Here is a 17846-nt window from a genome sequence, read left to right on the forward strand (position 1 = left end):
GATCAGCCGGAACAAGCTGATCCAACGTCACCATCTCGAGCGCGGTCTGTTCAGGGGCGGGTCGCTTCAACATGACCCAGTGAATCAAAAACCCCAGGCAAAAGCCAGGGGTTTGTCAGCAGTCTGAGCCGGGCTTGCCCGGCTTTTCATTTTTGGACTCGTGTCGATCGGATCGGAAGCTCCTCAGGCTGTCGGGGCGTCGGCGCGCATCAGGCCTTCCTTCTTGAGATCGGCCCAGAGCGCCGCAGGGAGTTTCGCGTCCAGCAGCGACCGGTTGCTCTCGACCTCTTCACGCCTCTGGCCGCCGGGGATGACCGAAACCACCGACGGGTGCGACAGCGGGAACTGCAGGGCGGCCTCGATCAGCCTGATACCATGGCGTTTGCAGACGGCCTCGATGCGCGTCACGCGGTCGAGCACATCCTGCGGCGCTTCGGAATAGTTGTAGTAGGCGCCGGGCTTCGGTCCGGTCGCCAGGATGCCGGAATTGTAGGGGCCGCCGAGAACGATGCCGATGCCGCGTTTCTGGCAAAGCGGCAGGAAAGAGGTCAGCGCCTCCTGTTCCAGCAGCGTATGACGCCCGGCAAGCAGGAACAGGTCGAAATCGCCGCGCTCGGCCAGCGTCTGGGCCACCTGCCACTCGTTGATGCCGCCGCCGAACGCCTTGATGACGCCTTGGTCGCGCAAGGCAAGCAGGCCATAATAGCCCGAGCGCATGAACTCATCGATGCGCTGGTCGGACGCCTCCTTGCTGCCATGGGTGAAGATGTCGACATCGTGCACGAACAGGATGTCGATGCGGTCGACGCCAAGCCGCTCCAGCGAGGCCTCGAACGAGCGCATAACGCCGTCATAGCTGTAATCGTAGACCTCCTTGCGCGACGGCGTGTCGAAGAACTTGCCGATGCCCGTGCGCTCCTCCGGCGGGCAGGCGCGCATGATGCGGCCGACCTTGCTCGACAGCACATAGTCGTCGCGCTTCCTGGAGCGCAGGAACGGGTTGAGGCGCGTTTCCGACAGGCCGAGCCCATAGAGGGGTGCTGTGTCATAGTAGCGGCAGCCAGTCGCCCAGGCGGCCTCCAGCGTCGCATTGGCGTCCTCGTCGGAGACGGCGCGGTAAAGATTGCCGAGCGGCGCCGTGCCGAAGCCCAACTCCGTGAAGGCGATGCCGCCATTGCCGATGCGGTCGAAATGCCGTGTCTTCATGTCTTGAAATTTTCCCGGATTGATTTGTCTAACATGACACTATCATGGTCGTGGCTCGGCAAAAGCACCGCTGAGCGTTGGACACGCATTTTCGCGGTTGCTAGCATGAACGAAATCAAGCTGTTCCGGGGAAGAGCATGATCGGAAATTGCCAATCATCTTCGACTACTGGCACGCTGGTGGCGCGGCCATGAGCAACTCCGGCTCGCAGATGTTCAGGACCGCGCTCGACGAGCTTGGCGCGGTGCTGGCGCGCGTCGACCGCGATCGGATCGACGCCGCTTGCGGGATGCTGGCGGATGCCAGACAGATCGTCGTCTATGGCTGCGGCCGCGAGGCCTTGCAGGTGAAGGGCTTCGCCATGCGGCTCTATCATCTGGGCCTGCCGGTTTCGGTCGTCGGCGACATGACCACGCCGCCTGTAGGGCAGGGCGATGTCTTGCTTGTCAGTTCCGGGCCTGGCGAAACTTCGACTGTACTCACCCTGATGCGCATTGCGCGCGAGGTCGGCGCAACCGTCCTGCTCCTGACCGCCCAGGCGGGCGGCAGCGCTGTAGGGCTAGCCGATTTGACGCTGCTGATCCCGGCGCAGACCATGGCCGACGACCAGGGGCCGCAAAAGACGTCGGTGCTGCCGATGGGCTCTGTCTTCGAGGGCGCGTTGTTCCTGCTGTTCGAGATCATGGTGCTGAAACTGAGGGAATTGACCGCGGCGTTGCCGGAAGCCATGCGCGCCCGTCATACCAACATGGAATAGACCATGCGCTATGAACTGATGCTGCCGCACCAGATCCGCAAGGCGATCGCGCAGAATTGGCCGGTCGCACTGCCGCTAGGCGTGCTGGAATACCATGGCGAGCACATGGCCGTCGGCATGGACACGCTGGCCGTCATCAAGACGCTGGAACGGTTCGAAAAAGAGAGCGACATCGTCATCCTGCCGCCCTTCTATTACGGGGCGGCGAGCTATGCTGTCGCACCGCCTGAAGGCAGCGGCTCCGTTCAGGTCGGCGGCAATCAACTGGCGCCGTTCGGCGAAGAGCTGTTCTACAGCCTGCTGCGCATCGGCTTTCGCAACATCCACGCCATCATTCATCACCAGACCGAGAATTTCGCCGCCGGCATGCCGACCGATCTCGCTTTCAAGACCGCCGGCAGACAGGCGATCTTCCGCTTCCTCGAGAAGCAGCGCGGCGAAGGCTGGTGGGGTTCCGAGACGATGGCCGACTACTATGCCGGACATGCCGCGGGCGAAAATTTCTTCAACTGGGTGCAGGTGCATCCGCTGATGCCGGCCGCCATGAACGGCAAGTATCCGTTCGACCATGCCGGCATCGGCGAGACGTCGCTGATGCTGGCGCTATGTCCGGAAGCGGTGGATGCCGCGCACTTCGCGGACAACAAAAGCTGGTATACGGCGAGCGCGGCGGATGCTTCGGCAGAACTCGGACAGACGGGCGTCGCCATGATCATGGATCATCTGCACGCTATCCTGAAGGCCTAAGCGCGACCTTACCTTCTCCCACAGCGGAGACAAGGAAGAGGCGCCCGGTCACTTCACCGCACCAGCCGTCATGCCCATGATCAGGTAACGTTCCAGCGCGATGCCGATGACCGCAAGCGGCGCGATCGCCGCGGTGGCCAGAGCAGCCATCGACCACCAGTTGATACCTTGCGACCCCGTTTGGCTGGCGACCATGACCGGGATCGTCTTGGCGTCCGTCGATGTCAAAAGGGCGGCGAAGAAATACTCGTTCCAGCACAGCACCATTGCCAGGATGAAGGCTGCGACCATGCCCGGCAGTGCGATCGGCATGACGATGCGGAAAAAGGCGCCCCAGATCGACAGGCCGTCGACGAGGGCTGCTTCCTCCAGCTCGACGGGGATGGAATTGAACTGGTCACGCATGATCCAGATGACGATCGGCAGCACCATCAGCGTGTAGAGCAGGATCAACCCGATGCGCGTATCGAGCAGCCCGACTTCGCGGTAGAGCACCAGGAAGGGTAGGGCCAGCACCACCGGCGGCAGAATCAACTGCGACAGGAAGAAGAACGAGATATCCTCGTTCTTGAACCAGGCGAAATGGTAGCGATAGCGGGTGAGGCCATAGGCAGCGAGGCTGCCGATGATGATCGCCAGGCTCGACGCGCCGACCGAGGTGATGACCGAATTCATGAAACGCTTGAGGAATTCGTCGCGCACGGTCGAAGTCTGGAAGATCGAGTCCGGCGACAGGCCAAGCGATCGCCACCCTTTCCAATCCGGCTGGAAGTCGACAAACGGGATCAGGTGGCCCTGGGTGACGTCCACCGCCGTTTTGAACGAGGTGGTGATGGTCCAGTAGATCGGAAACAGGCAGATAAAGCCCCAGCAGGCGAGCGCGCCATAGATGAAGACGCGGCTGGCGACGAAGCTCGCCGGCGAGCGGATTTCGGAGGCGACGTAGTCTGTGGTCTGGACGCTCATCTTGCCCTAATTCACATTGCGCACGAAACGGCTGGCGAACTTCAACAGCCAGGTCACGAACACCACGATGATGACCAGATAGGCCATCGCCAGCATGGTCCCGTAGCCGACATTCGAGCGGTCGCGGTATTCGCGGTAGATGAAGCTCGACACCGAGTCGGTGGCGCCGCCCGGACCGCCCGAGGTGACCGTGATGATGATGTCGGCAAGCTTCAGCTTGAAGATGATGCGCAGGATCACCGCCGTCACCGACACCGGCAGCATCAGCGGGAAAGTGACCTGCCAGAAGGTCTGCCAGGCCGTGGCGCCATCGACACGTGCCGCCTCCAGCACCTCGCGCGACATCGCCTGCAATCCCGCCAGCAGCATGATCATCATGAACGGAATGAAGGTCCAGGCGTCCAGCAGCATGATCGAGATGCGGGCGGTGATCGGGTTCGAGAAGAAAGCCGGGTCTTCCCAGCCGAGATGGCGCGCCAGCGTGGCTGCTGGTCCAAAGCGGTATTCCATCAGCGACTTGCCGATCATCCAGGACACGGCGACCGGTGACAGCATCAGCGGCATCAGGAACACCACCCGGAAGAATTTTCGGGCGCGGATCTGCGCGTTGAGCAGCAACGCCAGGCCGAACGCGATCACATATTCGACCAGCACCGCCAGCACATAGAGCACCATGTTGACCAGGGCGTTGCGGTAGTACGGGTCGGCGAGCATCTGCCAGAAATTGTCGAGCCCGTTGAACCTGCGGCCGCTGAACGAACTGAGATTCCAGTCGGTGAGCGCGATGTAGAAGCCGAACAGCGTCGGGAAGATCACCATCGCGATAGTGAACAGAAGGGCCGGCAGCAGGAAGAGCGCGCGCTGGCCGTCCTCGCCGCGTGTCAGAACCTGGCCGATGCCGATCGCCACACCCCACAGCACATAGGCGTAGACCACGGGCCGCCATGTCTCGAAGCCGATCGTATCGACCTCGGTCTTGTAGAGGATCTGCAGCACGATCGTTGCCAGCAGGCCGAGTGTGGCAAGCGCCATCAGCGCCCAGCCCAAACGCCTGCGCCCTGGCGGGATCAGATCATAGGAGGCGGCGTCTGCCGGCCACCCGGTCGCGGTCGAAGTCTGGTCAGCCACAAATCTCGCCCGTTTGGAAGGGAAGGCTGTGGTCCGGCGTTGCCGCCGGACCACGGTTCAAAGGCAGCTTACATGCCGAGCGAGGCCTTGTAGAGCTTGACCTGCTTGTCGCGGCCGATCTGGTCGGTCAGCTTCTCCCAGGCGGCCGCGATGGCATCGGCGCCTTCCTGCGCCTTCATCTTGCCGGCGAAAGTGTTGGCCAGGATATCCTCGGCGGCGCTGTAGTACTGGAAGATGCCGGGGATGCGCGGCTCGATCGCCGCGTTGGGGTGGTTGTAGCTGTCGCCTTCCGACTTGAGATACGAGGTGATGAAAGCCTCGTCGTAGCCGGCCGCCACCCATTCGGGAATGTCGAAATGGGAGTTGCGGTAGGGCTGGAAGCCCGACGGATACATCGCCGTCCAGATCGACAGGTCCTTGCCGCCCAGATGGGCGGCCGCCGACCATGCAGCCTTCTTCTTTTTCTCGTCCGCATCGACACGGGCCATGACATAGACGCCCCAGCCGAGATAGGCGCAGTTCGGCGCATAGTTCGGGCCGCTGGCGAGCTTCTCCCACTTGCCGGTCTTGGAGTTATAGACATCGTCGGAGCCCGGCAGGATCGAGAAGCCGGTGACATCGCCGATGACCGAGCTATCATTGGTCTTGACGTTCGAGCCGACATCGCCCCACCAGGGGATCATCGAGCCGGTGCCGGCCAGGAACTGCTGGAAGGCGGTAGTGTTCGGGTCGGCATTGATCTGGTCGGCGGGTTCCGACGGGAGGGCGTCGATGACATCCTGGATGGCCCGTACCCAAGCCGGATTGTTGACGCGTGGCTTCATCGTGTCGGCGTCGAACAGCCAGGCCTTGTCATCGGGATGCTTGGCGTAGGCGCTGGCACGGCTGCCCAGGAAATAGAAGCCGAAACCGCCCCAGGGCTTGGGCGCGTCGAGATAGCCGTAGACATCCTGGCCCTTGAACTTCTTGCCCTTCAGGAACTTGGTCACGGCTTGAACCTCTTGCCAGGTCTTCGGTACGCCCCATTCGCTGGTCGCCCCGCCATCCTTCCACTGCTTGGCGAGATCGGCGTCTGCAAACACGTCGGTGCGGTAGTTGAAGTTGTGCGCGTCGCCGTCGATGGTGACCCGGTACTGCTTGCCATCCCAGGTGCCAACGGGCGGCTTGAGGTAGTTGACGAGATCGTCGAAGTCGATCTGCTTCTTGACCCAGTCGGGCATCTCCGAAGTCAGGCCCTTGCCGCAGACGTCGCCCTCGAACGGGGCGCCCATCTCGATGATGTCGAAATCGACGGTGCCGGTGGCGATCGACTGCTGCAGGCGGGCGTTGTAGTCGGCCTGCGCCAGGTCGATCCAGCTGATCTTGGCGCCGGTATAGGTCTCCCATGGCTTCAGGAAACCACGAAACAGCACATTGTGCAGGTTCTGGTTGTTGAGACCCATGAAGGTGAGCTCGACACCGGCGAACTCGCCTTCCTTGACAGTGGCCTTGGTCGCCTCGAGGCAAAGCTCGCCAACCTTCTGGAAGTCGGCGTCGGTCGGCTGGCCTTTGCCAACCCCGGGGATCTGCAGGATTTTCGAGCGCAGTTCGCTTGCGGCGGCAGCTGGGCGCGTCAGCGCGCCAAGTCCGGCGCCGGATGCGGCCGCGATCGCGGCCATCGAGGCCGCGCCCTTCAATATGTCGCGCCTTGTAGCGCCGGCACGGACCAGTTTGTCGTAAAGACCTACTCGCATGGACTATTCCTCCCAGGACATTAGTCGTGAATCGAAGTGCCGAATCGCGCCGGGCGCTGGCTTTGTTCAGAAGCGAAAAGTAGGACCCCAACCTGCGTCGCTTCGCGTTCCGTTTTTCGGGTAGAGTACCAGCGTTTCGGATCGGCGCTTGTCACTATTCTCGCAACCAAACGCCGTGTCAACGAGAACGGTTTTGTCTATAAGAGACCGACTTGCCCTGACCGGTCGCGTTGGTTAGCTTCTGCGCCTACGGCCAGTGGAGCCGATGGGGGAACGATGGCTCAAGTCGCGATCAGCAATGTGGCCAAGGCGTTTGGAACCGTCAAGGTTCTACACGAAGTCAGCGTCGACATTGCCGATGGTCAGTTCGTCGTGCTTGTCGGCCCGTCCGGTTGCGGCAAGTCCACGCTGCTCAGGATGGTGGCGGGGCTGGAGACTGTCTCCGGCGGCACGATCGCCATCGGCGACCGCGTCGTCAATCACCTGCCGCCCGCAAAGCGCGACATCGCCATGGTGTTCCAGAACTATGCGCTTTATCCGCACAAGACGGTCGAGCAGAACATGGCTTTTGCCCTCAAGCTGCGCAAGACCGATCCGGCCGTGGTTGCCGAGCGGGTCAAGCGCGCCGCAGACATCCTCGACCTCAGCCCCTATCTGAAGCGCTATCCGCGCCAGCTTTCCGGCGGCCAGCGTCAGCGCGTCGCCATGGGGCGCGCCATTGTGCGCAATCCGCAGGTATTCCTGTTCGACGAGCCGCTTTCGAACCTCGACGCCAAGCTGCGCGTGCAGATGCGCACCGAGATCAAGGAATTGCACCAGCGGCTGAAGACCACCACCATCTATGTCACCCACGACCAGATCGAAGCCATGACGATGGCCGACAAGATCGTCGTCATGCGCGACGGCCGCATCGAACAGGTCGGCGCGCCGCTGGAGCTTTTCGACCGGCCGGCGAACCTTTTCGTCGCCGGTTTCATCGGCTCGCCTTCGATGAACCTGCTCAAGGGCACCGGGCGCAAGGGCGGCGTCGACATTGCCGGAACGCTGTTCCCGGTTGCTCCGAACAACTCCGTCGAGGAGGGGCGCTCCGTCGTCTATGGCGTGCGCCCCGAACATCTTGAGATCCACCCCGATGGCGTGCCGGCCAAGATTTCGGTGGTCGAGCCGACCGGCTCGGAAACCCTCGTCTTCCTGCGTTTCGGCGACGGCGAGATGGTGGCGCTGTTTCGCGAGCGCCATGACTTCAAGCCGGGTGACACGCTGAAGCTTCGGCCAAGGCTCGACCATCTCCATCTGTTCGACGCCGAGACCGGCAAGCGTCTCTGATCTCTAACGCACTTCACGAGGACCATCATGCTCAAAGGGATCGATCCATTGCTCAATGCCGACGTGCTCCAGGCATTGCGGGCGATGGGACATGGCGATGACCTGATCATCGCCGACACCAATTTTCCCTCCGATTCGGTAGCGCGCCGGACGGCGCTCGGTCGGGTGCTGCGCATCGATGCCTCGGCGGCGCAGGTGGTGAAGGCCGTGCTGTCGCTATACCCGCTGGACACCTTCGTCGATGATTCGGCCGCCCGCATGGAGATCGTCGGCAAGCCGGACGAGATCCCAGCCGTGCAGAAGGAAGTGCAGAAGGAGATCGACGCCGCCGAGGGCAAGTCCTGGCCGATGGTGCCGGTCGAGCGTTACGCCTTCTATGAGCGCGCCAAGCAGGCTTATTGCGTCATCCAGACTGGCGAACGACGCTTCTACGGCTGCTTTGCCTTCCGCAAGGGCGTCGTGCCGCCGGATGCGGAGTAGCGGCATGGCCTCGGGCAAGCCGGTTGTTATCCTCGGTGTCTTTGTCGCCGATACAGCTTACAGGGCGCAGCGCCAGCCCCGCATGGGCGAAACGATCCTCGGCAATTCCTTCAAGCTGGGGCCAGGCGGCAAGGGGTCGAACCAGGCAGTGGCCGCCGGCAAGCTCGGGGCGGACGTCACATTCCTGACCCGCCTCGGTGTCGATGCCTTCGCCGACATGGCCAGGCGGACCTGGAAGGATGCCGGCGTGAAGAGCGCCGCCATCGACACGCCGGACAGCTATACCGGTGCCGCTTACATCTTCGTCGAGGAGGGAAGCGGCAACAACGCCATCATCGTCAGTCCCGGCGCTGCCATGCTGATCACGCCTGAGGATATCGAAGCCAATGCCGACCTTGTCAGGGGTGCCGGTGTTTTCGTGACGCAGCTCGAACAGCCGATCGATGCCGCGATGCGGGCGCTGGAGATCGCGCGCGGGGCCGGGGTGACGACTATCCTCAATCCGGCACCGGCGGCAAAGCTTCCCGACCGCATCTATACGCTCTGCGACTATCTCACACCCAATGAGACCGAAGCCGAGGAATTGACCGGAATGGGAGTCACTTCGGTCGACGACGCGCGCGCCGCCGCGGACAAGCTGCTTGAAAAGGGCGTCGGCACGGTCATCGTCACGCTCGGCGACAAGGGCGCGCTGCTGCACGCGAAGGATCGGTCCGAGCATGTTCCAGCCATCAGTGCCGGCCCTGTCGTCGAGACCACCGGCGCGGGGGACGCCTTTAATGGCGGCTTGGCCGCAGCACTTTCGCGCGGCGTGGAGCCGCTGGAGGCGGTGCGCTTCGCCTGCGCCGTTGCCGGCATTTCCGTGACACGTCCAGGCACAGCACCGTCGATGCCGACATTGCAGGAGGTCGAGGCGCTGCTGGCCAAGGGCTGAGGCAATTGCCCGGAACTCGAAGGGTAGCCCGGAGGCCAGACCGTTCCGGCCTCCGAAGTCTCATGTTCGATGGGCGCGTTGCGAAGCTACTGCCTGACGTAGCAGCGCTTTCCCTGATCCGGAGCGGGATCGCCGAATGCATCGTTGTCGCATTGGACGCCATTGCGGAACACGTCCTGCGTGAACCGGCCGTGGGCGCCATACCTGACCACCTTGCGGCCATAGAAATCACAGAATTCGCCTTCCTCGGCGCAGACCGCCCACTTCTCGCGCCGAGGCTCATCGTAATCGTCGTTCGATTCGTCGCGGTCGCGCTTCACGATGAAGCAGAACTTTTCCTTGCCTGGCGCAGGATCGCCGAAAACGCGGTTCGAACAGGGTATCGCGTTGCGCTCGATGTAACGCGAGGTCGTGCGGCCCTTGGCGCCGTAGACGACCTCGGCTGGATAGGGCAGGCGGCAGATCTCGCCCTCGCGCGCGCATCGCTGCAGCCGGTCCGCCGACGCGGCGGCGGGAAAAAGGATAGAGGCAGCCGTCGTCGCGCCGCCCAGGCAAATCAGCGTGAATATCGTGCGCGTAGAAATATTCGGTGCAATTGACATTACGTCCTCCATGCCATCCCGGCAGCATACTGCAATCTGGCTGCCTGCGGGATGAATCGAGCGCTTTGTGGGCGATTGCGCAACCAGATTCGCAACGACCAACGCGTTCGCGGTCTGCAGGGCTGCTTCGTCCGTTGTTTGTCAGCCACCGGAACCGCGTCATGGGTTCCACGGTGTCGCCCATGCAAGGGTGATTTTGGATCCTGGAAAAGCCAGGCCGAAGAAGGCCTTCAGCACGCTATTTCTGAAGAGATCTTTGACAATATTGTCGGCATTTCCCTGGAGCCAAGGATCATGATCCTTGAGGAAAATGGCGCGAGTGACGGGGCTCGAACCCGCGACCTCCGGCGTGACAGGCCGGCACTCTAACCAACTGAGCTACACCCGCGCATTGACGAGCACGTGTCAGCCGTGTTCGTCGTTGGGGCGCTGGATAAGGGGTTCGCTACCGGGTGTCAAGCGCGCCAAACCATCATAACGCCAAACAGGAGAAGGTTTTTTGACAGCCGGCATTTTGTTCGCAAATCGGGCCTGCGAACAGGGCATCCCACACTCATTTGGCCTTGCGAAGCAAGTCCCGACCGCTTAAAGGTCCGGCCCGGAGCGGGCGATTAGCTCAGTTGGTAGAGCGCTTCGTTTACACCGAAGATGTCGGCGGTTCGAGCCCGTCATCGCCCACCATATCTTTCCACCAGTTGATGTTTTCCAGTTTGCGGGCGCCACGAATCGCCGCGTCGACAACGGTTCCGCGCACAGCTCACCTGTTCTCCCTCCTGAGGGCGTGCATTGCTTTTTCACGGGTGAGCGGCATTTTCGGGAAATCTTTAGGGCCTCCCAGCGTTCACCTCGATAGAGATAGCCATTGCCGTGGGGGCCACAGCTCCCGCCGAAGGGAACTGTGCCTCTCGGTTCGCGACCACGGATTTGCGGCTGCAGGTCAAGGAAAATGCCCGTTCAAGCTTTCATCAACCGAATTGCCACGGCCGTCCCTGATCACGGTGTCCACGAATTCTTCCTTCAATTTGCGGGCTCCCAGCTGGCAGATCCCCGCCGCCGCGCAATTTTCGATCGCATGGCCGACAAGGGCGGCATCGAACATCGCTATTCCTGCTTCGCACCCGCTAGCGATCCTGAGGGTCTGAGCGTCGACCTGGCGGGTGTTTTCAAGCGCGGTGCGTTTCCAGGTACGGCCAAACGCATGGAAATGTTTGCCACGGCCGCGCCCGCGCTCGCCGAGCGAGCATTGGAGCGGCTCCTGGAGGGCGAAGACAGGAAGGGTGTCACGCATCTGATTGTCACCACGTGTACGGGCTTCTCCGCCCCCGGCATCGATCTGGAAATAATCGCCCGGTGCAATCTGCCCACCACCGTGGAGCGCACGATCATCGGCTTCATGGGATGTTATGCGGCAATCAATGCGCTCAAACTGGCGCGGCACATCGTCCTGTCGGAACCTGCGGCCCACGTTGTGATCGTCTGCATCGAACTCTGTACGCTCCATCTCAAGGAGACGGCTGATCTCGAAAAACTGCTATCTTTCTCCCTCTGGGGCGATGGCTGCGCGGCCGCGTCGGTGACCGCCCGCCCGTTCGGCATCGGCCTGGACAGTTTTCACGCGATCGTGGATGCCGACGCCCGCGACCTGATGAGCTGGAGCGTGCACGACGACGGGTTCGACATGGTTCTGTCGGGGCAGGTTCCTGCTGCAATCCAGAATGCGCTTGGCAAAGGCGTCGGCGCCATCCTGGGAAACAGGACCGCCGCCAACGTCGACCTTTGGGCTGTTCACCCGGGTGGGCGTTCGATTCTCGACGCCGTGGAGCGCGCGCTGGATCTTCCTCCCGATGCGCTGTTGCCGTCGCGCGACGTGCTTCGCGAAAACGGAAACATGTCCTCCGCCACCGTGATGTTCGTGCTGGAGCGGATGCTTCGCGGGGTCACGGACGATGACGTGGGCTGCGCAATGGCATTCGGCCCCGGCCTCACGGCCGAGACGATGATGTTCCACACTGCCGGCAGTGCCTGACATGGCCACGGATCTCGACAGCCGTCATATCCAGCCGGAACTGCTCGATCATTTGCCTCCCGACGATCCCAAGGCGATTGGCTCCCGGCGTGACTTGATTTGGATAAATTCGCTGATGTTTCAACATGCGATCATGTCCAGCCTCCTGAAGGCAAGCGTGCGCGAGGGTTCGATCAGAATCTTGGAAATCGGGTCCGGCGACGGTGCGTTCATGCTCTCGGTTGCAAGGCGCCTCGCCAGGAAGTGGATCGACGTGGAGCTGGTCATGCTCGACCAGGTTGACCTCATCACCGACCGGCGGCGCGCCGATTTCGCGGCACTGGGCTGGCGGGTTGAAACAGTCACCGACAATGTCTTCGATTGGATCGCAAACCCAGGGGGTGACGCGTACGACGTTGTCTCGGCCAATCTGTTCCTGCACCATTTTTCCGACGCCGCCTTAAAGATCCTGTTCGAAGCCCTGCGCCGTTTGGCACCGGTGTTCCTCGCCGCCGAGCCAAGCCGAAACGTTATCGCCTTGAAAGCATGCTCGCTCCTGCGCCTTGTCGGTGCAAACCAGGTCACCATGCACGATGCGGCGGCGAGCGTCCGCGCAGGTTTCGCTGGCAAGGAACTTTCCGGTTTGTGGCCTCTCGGTTCCGCGCAGCAGTGTGAAGAACGCAGGATTGGCCCGTTTACCCACGCCTTCCGCGTTTTCCCCAAGGAAGGATTTGCGCGATGTACGATGCCATCGTCATAGGTGCCGGCCCAAGCGGCTCGTCGGCTGCCTTGGCCTTGCGCGGCCAAGGTCGTTCCGTGGCCATCATCGAAGCGAGCGAGTTTCCACGCCGCAAGGTCTGCGGCGAATTCATGTCGGCGGTCAATCTGGAGCTGTTGGACCGTTTGGAGGCGGGCGTGGCGGTTCGCGCCAAGGCAGGACCGGAGGTCAAGCGGGTTGCGTTGTTCGCGTCGGGCTCCTGCATACAAGCAGGCATGCCGCGCGCCGCCGGAGATGCTTTCGGGCGGGCGCTTGGACGGGACGTTCTGGATGGCATCCTCTTGGACACGGCGCGCAACGCCGGAGCCGACGTTTTTCAGCCGTGGCGCGCGGTGGAGATCGCCAGCAATGGCGATCGTGCCATCGTCCGGATCGCCAACAAGGACGGTCAGACAAGTCTTAGCGGGCAGGTGGTGATTGCGGCGCATGGCTCCTGGGGCCAGGGCAGGTTGCCGACCAATCTGCCAAAGAGCAGCGCGGCCTCCGATCTGTTTGGCTTCAAGGCCCATTTCAGGGGAGCTTCGCTCGATCGAGACCTCATGCCGCTCCTGGTGTTTCCGGGCGGCTATGGTGGCATGGTGTGGGCGGATCAGGACAGGATATCGCTGTCGTGCTGCATACGCCGCGACGTGTTGACCAGGCTGCGCAAAAAGGGCGGTGCCACGTCAGCAGCCCAAGCCGTTCAGGCGCACATACTGGCATCGTGCCCGGCGGTGGTTTCCACGATCGGCGACGCCAGCCTCGAAGGTGAATGGCTTGCCGCCGGTCCCATACGTCCGGGGATGCGCCCACGATTTGCCGACGACATATTTCGGGTCGGCAACATCGCCGGCGAGTCCCATCCCATCATCGCCGAAGGCATCTCCATGGCCCTGCAGTCCAGCTGGCTTCTCGCTGGCGAATTGGCAAGGTTCGAACAATGGGACCGGACGGCGCGCCTCGCCGTCGGCAACCGCTATTCAAGAGCGTGGAGCCGGCAATTTGCCACTCGCATTCATGCGGCCGCACTGTTGGCGCGCATTGCCGTCCTCCCCAGGTCCAATACGGCGATGAAGGCGTTCGTGGGGTGGTTCCCGAATAGCCTGACCTTAGGGGCCAGATTGTCCGGCAAGACGAAAGCCTTGCCTGCCCTCAGCCATCCGTAAGGGCTGAGCCGGCCGGACGCCTGGAGGAATTCGCCGAAGCGCTCGAGCCAAATCGGCAATTCAGCAGGCACACGGTTCGTGGCGTATGGCTGCCCCCAGCTCACGGCGGCACCATCCGGAAATCCTTGCCCTCGGGCAGCAATTGCCCGCCATCGACGACAATGGTGGTTCCGGTGATGTAACTGGCGTCATCCGAGGCGAGGAACAGGAAAGCGTTGGCCACGTCGCGCGGGCTGCCGAGCCGGCCGAGCGGGATCGAATCTTCCATGTTCTTGATATAGGCGGCGCCGCGATGCTGCTGGATGGCTTCGGTAAGGATATTGCCAGGCTCGACGCCGTTGACGGTGATGCCGTAGCTGGAGAACTCCAGCGCCGCAGCGCGAATGAAGCCGTTGATGCCCGCTTTCGTCGCCGAATAATGGCCATGGCCAGGGCTGGTGACATGCGGGCCGGTGATGGAGGAGGTGTAGAGCATGCGGCCAAAGCGCTGCGCCTTCATCGGTATCAAGGCCGCGCGGCTGGCATTGAAAGTGCCGCGCAGGTTGACGGCCATGACGCGGTCCCAGTCGTCGGCACTGGTGTTTTCGATCAACTGCCAGGGATAGATGCCGGCATTTTGGACGATAATGTCGAGGCGGCCGTGGTGTTTAAGCGCCATCGCCACCCCGGCCTCGGCGTCTCTCATTTGCGAGATGTCGGTGCGGATGAAGGGGACGCCGAGTTCATCCGCACTTGCTTGCCCGGCCTCCTCCTCCGTATCGGCCAGCACCAGCCTTGCGCCTTCTTCGGCGAAGCGCAGTGCGATGCCCTTGCCGATGCCGCGCGCGCCGCCGACGATCAACGCCACCTTGTCTTCCAGTCGTCCTGTCATGCGAGCCGTCCTGTCATGCCAAATCCCCGCCTCACGCCAATCCCCCTCTCACGCCAGTCTTTGGCGAATGGTTTGCTTGAATGCGTCGAGCAACACCGCTGCCAGAACCAGCAGGCCGTGGATGACCTGGGTGAAGTTGGCGGGCAGGCCCATCAGGTTGATCGCCGTGTTGATGGCAGAGAGCAGGAGCACGCCGGCATAGACGCCCGGCAAGGTGCCGACACCACCCTTCAGGCTGACGCCGCCGATGACGACCGCGGCAAAGGCGTTGAACAGAAGGCCAACGCCCAGATTGGCCGTGGCACCCGAGGTGCGGATCGCCAGCAGCCAGCCGGCGAGCCCTGCTATGGCGCCGGCGAGCACGAAGGCGATGATCAGGTTGCGGTTCACCCGGATGCCGGCGCGGAAGGTTGCGGTTTCATTGCCGCCGATCATCACGAGGTGCCTGCCGAACGGCGTCTTGGCCATGATCAGCGAGAACACCACGAAACAGGCCACCGCGATCCAGGCGGTAAGCGGCAGGCCCATCAGGCGTTGGATGCCGAACCAGCGGATGGCAGGTGCCAGATCCTGAGCCGAGCGGCCGCCCGAAATGACCAGCACCAGGCCGCGCACCCAGATGTAGGAGGCGAGCGTGATGATGAAGGCGCTCATCTTGACCTTGACCACAAGATAGCCGTTGAAGGCGCCGATGAGGCCGCCGACGGCCAGCGCCAGCAGCAGCGATACCGGAACCATCAGCCATTCCGGGTGCAAGGGGACGCCCAGGCCGATGCCCGAGGAACAAAACAGGATGCCCACCGCCATGGCGCTGAGCGCGGCGACGGATTCGACCGACAGGTCCATGTGACCGGCAATGATGACCAGCGCCAGGCCGATCGACATCACGCCGAGCACGCTCGACGCCTCGATGATGTTGGCGAAGATGCCGAGCTGGAAATAATTCGGGATGAACAGCGAGAAGACGACCAGGACAAGAAGCAGCATGAACCAGACGAGGTTGTCGAGGACGAACTCCAGGGCGTTGCGTGTGCGAGGGTTCATATGTCGATCCGGTTGGCGTGCGCAATCAAGGCCGCAGAACATTGCCTGCGTCTCATTCGATATGGACAGGGAAGGGCTCCGGGCCGGGTATGGCCCGGAGCGGTTGGGCCATCTGTCTATTCGACCGGCTTGACCGTATCGGTCGGCGGCTTCTGGTTGCCCCAGAAGGCCGGATTGTCGACATTCTCCTTGGTGATTGCGGCGCCCGGGATCTTGATGTTCGGGCCCCAGGCTTCCTTGGTGACGGTCGACTTCAGGCCAAGCACATCGTATTCGCCGGGCTTGATCTCTTCCTTCTTGACGACCTTGTCCATGAACATGGCGACGGCCGCGGCCTGTGCGTAAAGTGGCTGCTCGACCTCGACGTTGAGCCAGCCCTTGCGGATCAGGTCGAGACCGACCGGCGCGCCGTTCGAACTCATCAGCATGACGTCGCCAGGCTTCTTGCCGGCGGCCTCGAGCGAAGCGACGGCGGCGACCGACAGGTGCGCGGCATGGCTGAAGATCAGGTCGATGTCGGGATTGGCCAGCATCTGGTCGGCAACGATGGTGCCGGCGTTGCTGGCTTCCCATTGCATGGCAGGCAGAGAGATGATCTTGACGTCCGGGAACGCCTTCATCTTTTCTTCAAAACCCTTCTGGATGTCGAGCGTGTAGGGATCGCCGGGATCGCCAAGCACCTGCAGGACTTTGCCCTTCACCGAGCCGTTCTTGGCTTTCAGAAGTTTTTCGGCCTGGTCGGCGGCGACGTAGCCGATCTCGACGGTACCAGCGACCGACGTGAAGTCGGACGGCGTCGACGTGATCTGGCGGTCGAACTCGACCACCGGAATGCCGGCGGCGCGCGCTGCCTCGATCGACGGTTTCAACGCATTGAAATCGACGGCGGCCAGGATGATAGCCGCCGGCTTGAGCGCGATGACGTCGTTCATCTGTGACTGCTGGGCGTCGGTCTTGTTGTCGGCGTTAAGCGTCTTCATGTCGTAGCCGGTCTGTTTCAGGAACAGCTCCAGCGCGCTCACCGAGCCAGTCTGGAACTCGTCGAGCAGTGTCGGCACCATGTAGTAGACAATACCCTTGGACTGCGCGAATGCCGGCGTGAGTGTGGCAAAAGCCAGTGCCAGGATACCGAGGACAGCAAGAAGTATTCGCTTCATGTCGTTGGCTCCCTGTTAAGCCGGACCCCTCTTTGTCCCTCAGCCCGCCGGTCCGGCACCGGCAAGCGTCTTCCCGGTAATCATGTTGATCACCGCGTCGGGACTTGTCTTGTTGCGTGCGACATCGCCCGCCACGACGCCTTGCCGGATCACCACGATCCGGTCGGCGACCTGAAAAGCCTGCTGCATGATATGGGTGATGATGACGACGCCGATGCCCTGGCTCGCCACCTGGCGGATCATGTCGAGGCCGCGCCGCGTCTGCTCGACACCAAGTGCGGCGAACGGTTCGTCCAGCAGCACCAGCTTGCCGCCCCAGTGCACGAAGCGGTTGAGTTCGATGGCCTGCCGCTGGCCGCCCGAGAGATGCTCGACATTGGTGCGCAGTGAAGGAATGCGGGTACCGGCGCTGGCCAGCGCTTTCCCGACGACGGTTTCCATGGCACGCTCATCGAGCACGGGAATGCCAAGCACCTTCCTGGTGATCTCGCGGCCCATGAAGAAATTGGCCACCACGTCGACGTTGGTGCAGAGCGACAGGTCCTGGTAGACGGTCTCGATACCCGCCGCCTTGGCTTCCGCCGGCGACCGGGCCAGGAACTCCTTGCCCTCGAACAGCATGCGGCCGGAGGTCGGTTCGAGACCGCCCGCAATGATCTTGACCAGCGTCGACTTGCCGGCGCCATTGTCGCCGAGCAACGCCACCACCTCGCCCTTGTCGATGGAAAAGCTGATCCCCTTCAGCGCTTCGATCGCGCCATAGTTCTTGGTCACGTTGTCGAGCACCAGCAGGGGTTCGCTCATGCTGCAATCTCCCCGGCCGAAAGGATGTCGCGGCCGCGCTCGCGTTCGGCGGCGAACATCTGGCCGAAGCGTGGCGACAACACCCCGGAAACGGCGAGTGCCGCCGCGCCGCGCAGCACCGCATGCTGGCCGCCGCTGGCGACGACGACGCGCGGCGTCTTGC

17 protein-coding genes, 2 tRNA genes and 1 pseudogene are annotated in these 17846 nt (G+C 62.5%); 9 read left to right on the plus strand and 11 right to left on the minus strand.

Going from position 1 to position 17846, the window contains the following annotated elements:
* Positions 1-183 precede the first annotated feature (183 nt).
* Positions 184-1206 (minus strand): aldo/keto reductase, encoded by a 1023-nt coding sequence (locus O7A61_RS24950; protein ID WP_337132099.1) that lies wholly within the window; start codon positions 1204-1206, stop codon positions 184-186.
* Positions 1207-1396: 190 nt separating this feature from the next.
* Here O7A61_RS24950 and O7A61_RS24955 point away from each other — a divergent pair, with 190 nt between their 5' ends.
* Together O7A61_RS24955 and O7A61_RS24960 are read left to right on the plus strand one after the other, a co-directional pair.
* Complete coding sequence (locus O7A61_RS24955; protein ID WP_337132111.1) at positions 1397-1963, plus strand: SIS domain-containing protein; 567 nt, start codon at positions 1397-1399, stop codon at positions 1961-1963.
* A 3-nt stretch (positions 1964-1966) separates the two neighbouring features.
* Positions 1967-2710, plus strand: a complete 744-nt coding sequence (locus tag O7A61_RS24960) for a creatininase family protein (protein WP_337132100.1) — start codon at positions 1967-1969, stop codon at positions 2708-2710.
* A gap of 48 nt (positions 2711-2758) precedes the next feature.
* On the opposite strand, the gene O7A61_RS24965 is transcribed toward O7A61_RS24960, so the two are convergent.
* The 3 genes from O7A61_RS24965 to O7A61_RS24975 all read right to left on the minus strand — a co-directional run bounded on the left by O7A61_RS24965 (position 2759) and on the right by O7A61_RS24975 (position 6537).
* On the minus strand, positions 2759-3676 hold the full coding sequence (locus O7A61_RS24965; RefSeq protein WP_027143632.1) for a carbohydrate ABC transporter permease: 918 nt from the start codon (positions 3674-3676) through the stop codon (positions 2759-2761).
* A 6-nt stretch (positions 3677-3682) separates the two neighbouring features.
* Entirely contained in the window at positions 3683-4804 is a 1122-nt protein-coding gene (locus O7A61_RS24970) for a carbohydrate ABC transporter permease (protein WP_337107097.1), read from the minus strand.
* A 68-nt stretch (positions 4805-4872) separates the two neighbouring features.
* Positions 4873-6537 carry an ABC transporter substrate-binding protein gene (locus O7A61_RS24975; protein ID WP_337132101.1) on the minus strand — a complete coding sequence of 555 codons (1665 nt, stop codon included), beginning with the start codon at positions 6535-6537 and terminating at the stop codon, positions 4873-4875.
* A 276-nt stretch (positions 6538-6813) separates the two neighbouring features.
* Here O7A61_RS24975 and O7A61_RS24980 point away from each other — a divergent pair, with 276 nt between their 5' ends.
* Genes O7A61_RS24980 through rbsK form a run of 3 tightly spaced genes read left to right on the plus strand, consistent with a single transcriptional unit; the run spans position 6814 to position 9277 of the window.
* On the plus strand, positions 6814-7863 hold the full coding sequence (locus O7A61_RS24980) for an ABC transporter ATP-binding protein (protein ID WP_337132102.1): 1050 nt from the start codon (positions 6814-6816) through the stop codon (positions 7861-7863).
* A gap of 27 nt (positions 7864-7890) precedes the next feature.
* Positions 7891-8343 (plus strand): RbsD/FucU family protein, encoded by a 453-nt coding sequence (locus tag O7A61_RS24985; protein ID WP_127278878.1) that lies wholly within the window; start codon positions 7891-7893, stop codon positions 8341-8343.
* A 4-nt stretch (positions 8344-8347) separates the two neighbouring features.
* Entirely contained in the window at positions 8348-9277 is a 930-nt protein-coding gene (gene rbsK / locus O7A61_RS24990; RefSeq protein WP_337132103.1) for a ribokinase, read from the plus strand.
* Between the two features lie 86 nt (positions 9278-9363).
* On the opposite strand, the gene O7A61_RS24995 is transcribed toward rbsK, so the two are convergent.
* Both O7A61_RS24995 and O7A61_RS25000 read right to left on the minus strand, forming a co-directional pair.
* A complete protein-coding gene (locus O7A61_RS24995; RefSeq protein ID WP_140506437.1) occupies positions 9364-9879 on the minus strand; it encodes a hypothetical protein in 516 nt (171 codons plus the stop codon).
* 311 nt (positions 9880-10190) lie between these two features.
* Positions 10191-10267 (minus strand) — tRNA-Asp (locus O7A61_RS25000).
* Between the two features lie 217 nt (positions 10268-10484).
* On the opposite strand from O7A61_RS25000, the gene O7A61_RS25005 reads away from it, so the two are divergent.
* From O7A61_RS25005 to O7A61_RS25020, 4 genes are all read left to right on the plus strand, one after another.
* A tRNA-Val gene (locus tag O7A61_RS25005) sits at positions 10485-10560 on the plus strand.
* 265 nt (positions 10561-10825) lie between these two features.
* Positions 10826-11905: a type III polyketide synthase gene (locus tag O7A61_RS25010; RefSeq protein ID WP_337132104.1), complete on the plus strand. Its 1080-nt coding sequence runs from the start codon at positions 10826-10828 to the stop codon at positions 11903-11905.
* A gap of 1 nt (position 11906) precedes the next feature.
* Positions 11907-12644: a methyltransferase domain-containing protein gene (locus O7A61_RS25015; RefSeq protein WP_337132105.1), complete on the plus strand. Its 738-nt coding sequence runs from the start codon at positions 11907-11909 to the stop codon at positions 12642-12644.
* On the plus strand, positions 12623-13807 hold the full coding sequence (locus O7A61_RS25020) for an NAD(P)/FAD-dependent oxidoreductase (protein ID WP_337132106.1): 1185 nt from the start codon (positions 12623-12625) through the stop codon (positions 13805-13807). The genes O7A61_RS25015 and O7A61_RS25020 overlap by 22 nt, the downstream gene beginning before the upstream one ends.
* Positions 13808-13907: 100 nt before the next feature.
* Here O7A61_RS25020 and O7A61_RS25025 read toward each other — a convergent pair whose 3' ends face one another.
* The 5 genes and pseudogenes from O7A61_RS25025 to O7A61_RS25045 form a co-directional block, all read right to left on the minus strand.
* Positions 13908-14678 carry an SDR family NAD(P)-dependent oxidoreductase gene (locus O7A61_RS25025; protein ID WP_337132107.1) on the minus strand — a complete coding sequence of 257 codons (771 nt, stop codon included), beginning with the start codon at positions 14676-14678 and terminating at the stop codon, positions 13908-13910.
* A 48-nt stretch (positions 14679-14726) separates the two neighbouring features.
* Positions 14727-15722, minus strand: coding sequence for an ABC transporter permease (locus O7A61_RS25030; RefSeq protein WP_337132108.1), 996 nt, complete (start codon positions 15720-15722; stop codon positions 14727-14729).
* Positions 15723-15838: 116 nt separating this feature from the next.
* The gene (locus O7A61_RS25035) at positions 15839-16879 is read right to left on the minus strand and encodes a sugar ABC transporter substrate-binding protein (RefSeq protein ID WP_337132109.1); all 1041 of its coding nucleotides are present in this window, start codon (positions 16877-16879) and stop codon (positions 15839-15841) included.
* Positions 16880-16918: 39 nt separating this feature from the next.
* Complete coding sequence (locus O7A61_RS25040; protein WP_337132110.1) at positions 16919-17683, minus strand: ATP-binding cassette domain-containing protein; 765 nt, start codon at positions 17681-17683, stop codon at positions 16919-16921.
* A pseudogene (locus O7A61_RS25045) lies at positions 17680-17846 on the minus strand (ROK family transcriptional regulator); the annotation flags it as partial. The pseudogene O7A61_RS25045 and the gene O7A61_RS25040, both read right to left, overlap by 4 nt.

Origin of the sequence: Mesorhizobium sp. Cs1321R2N1 (genome assembly GCF_037179725.1) — a bacterium.
Classification (GTDB): domain Bacteria; phylum Pseudomonadota; class Alphaproteobacteria; order Rhizobiales; family Rhizobiaceae; genus Mesorhizobium; species Mesorhizobium salmacidum.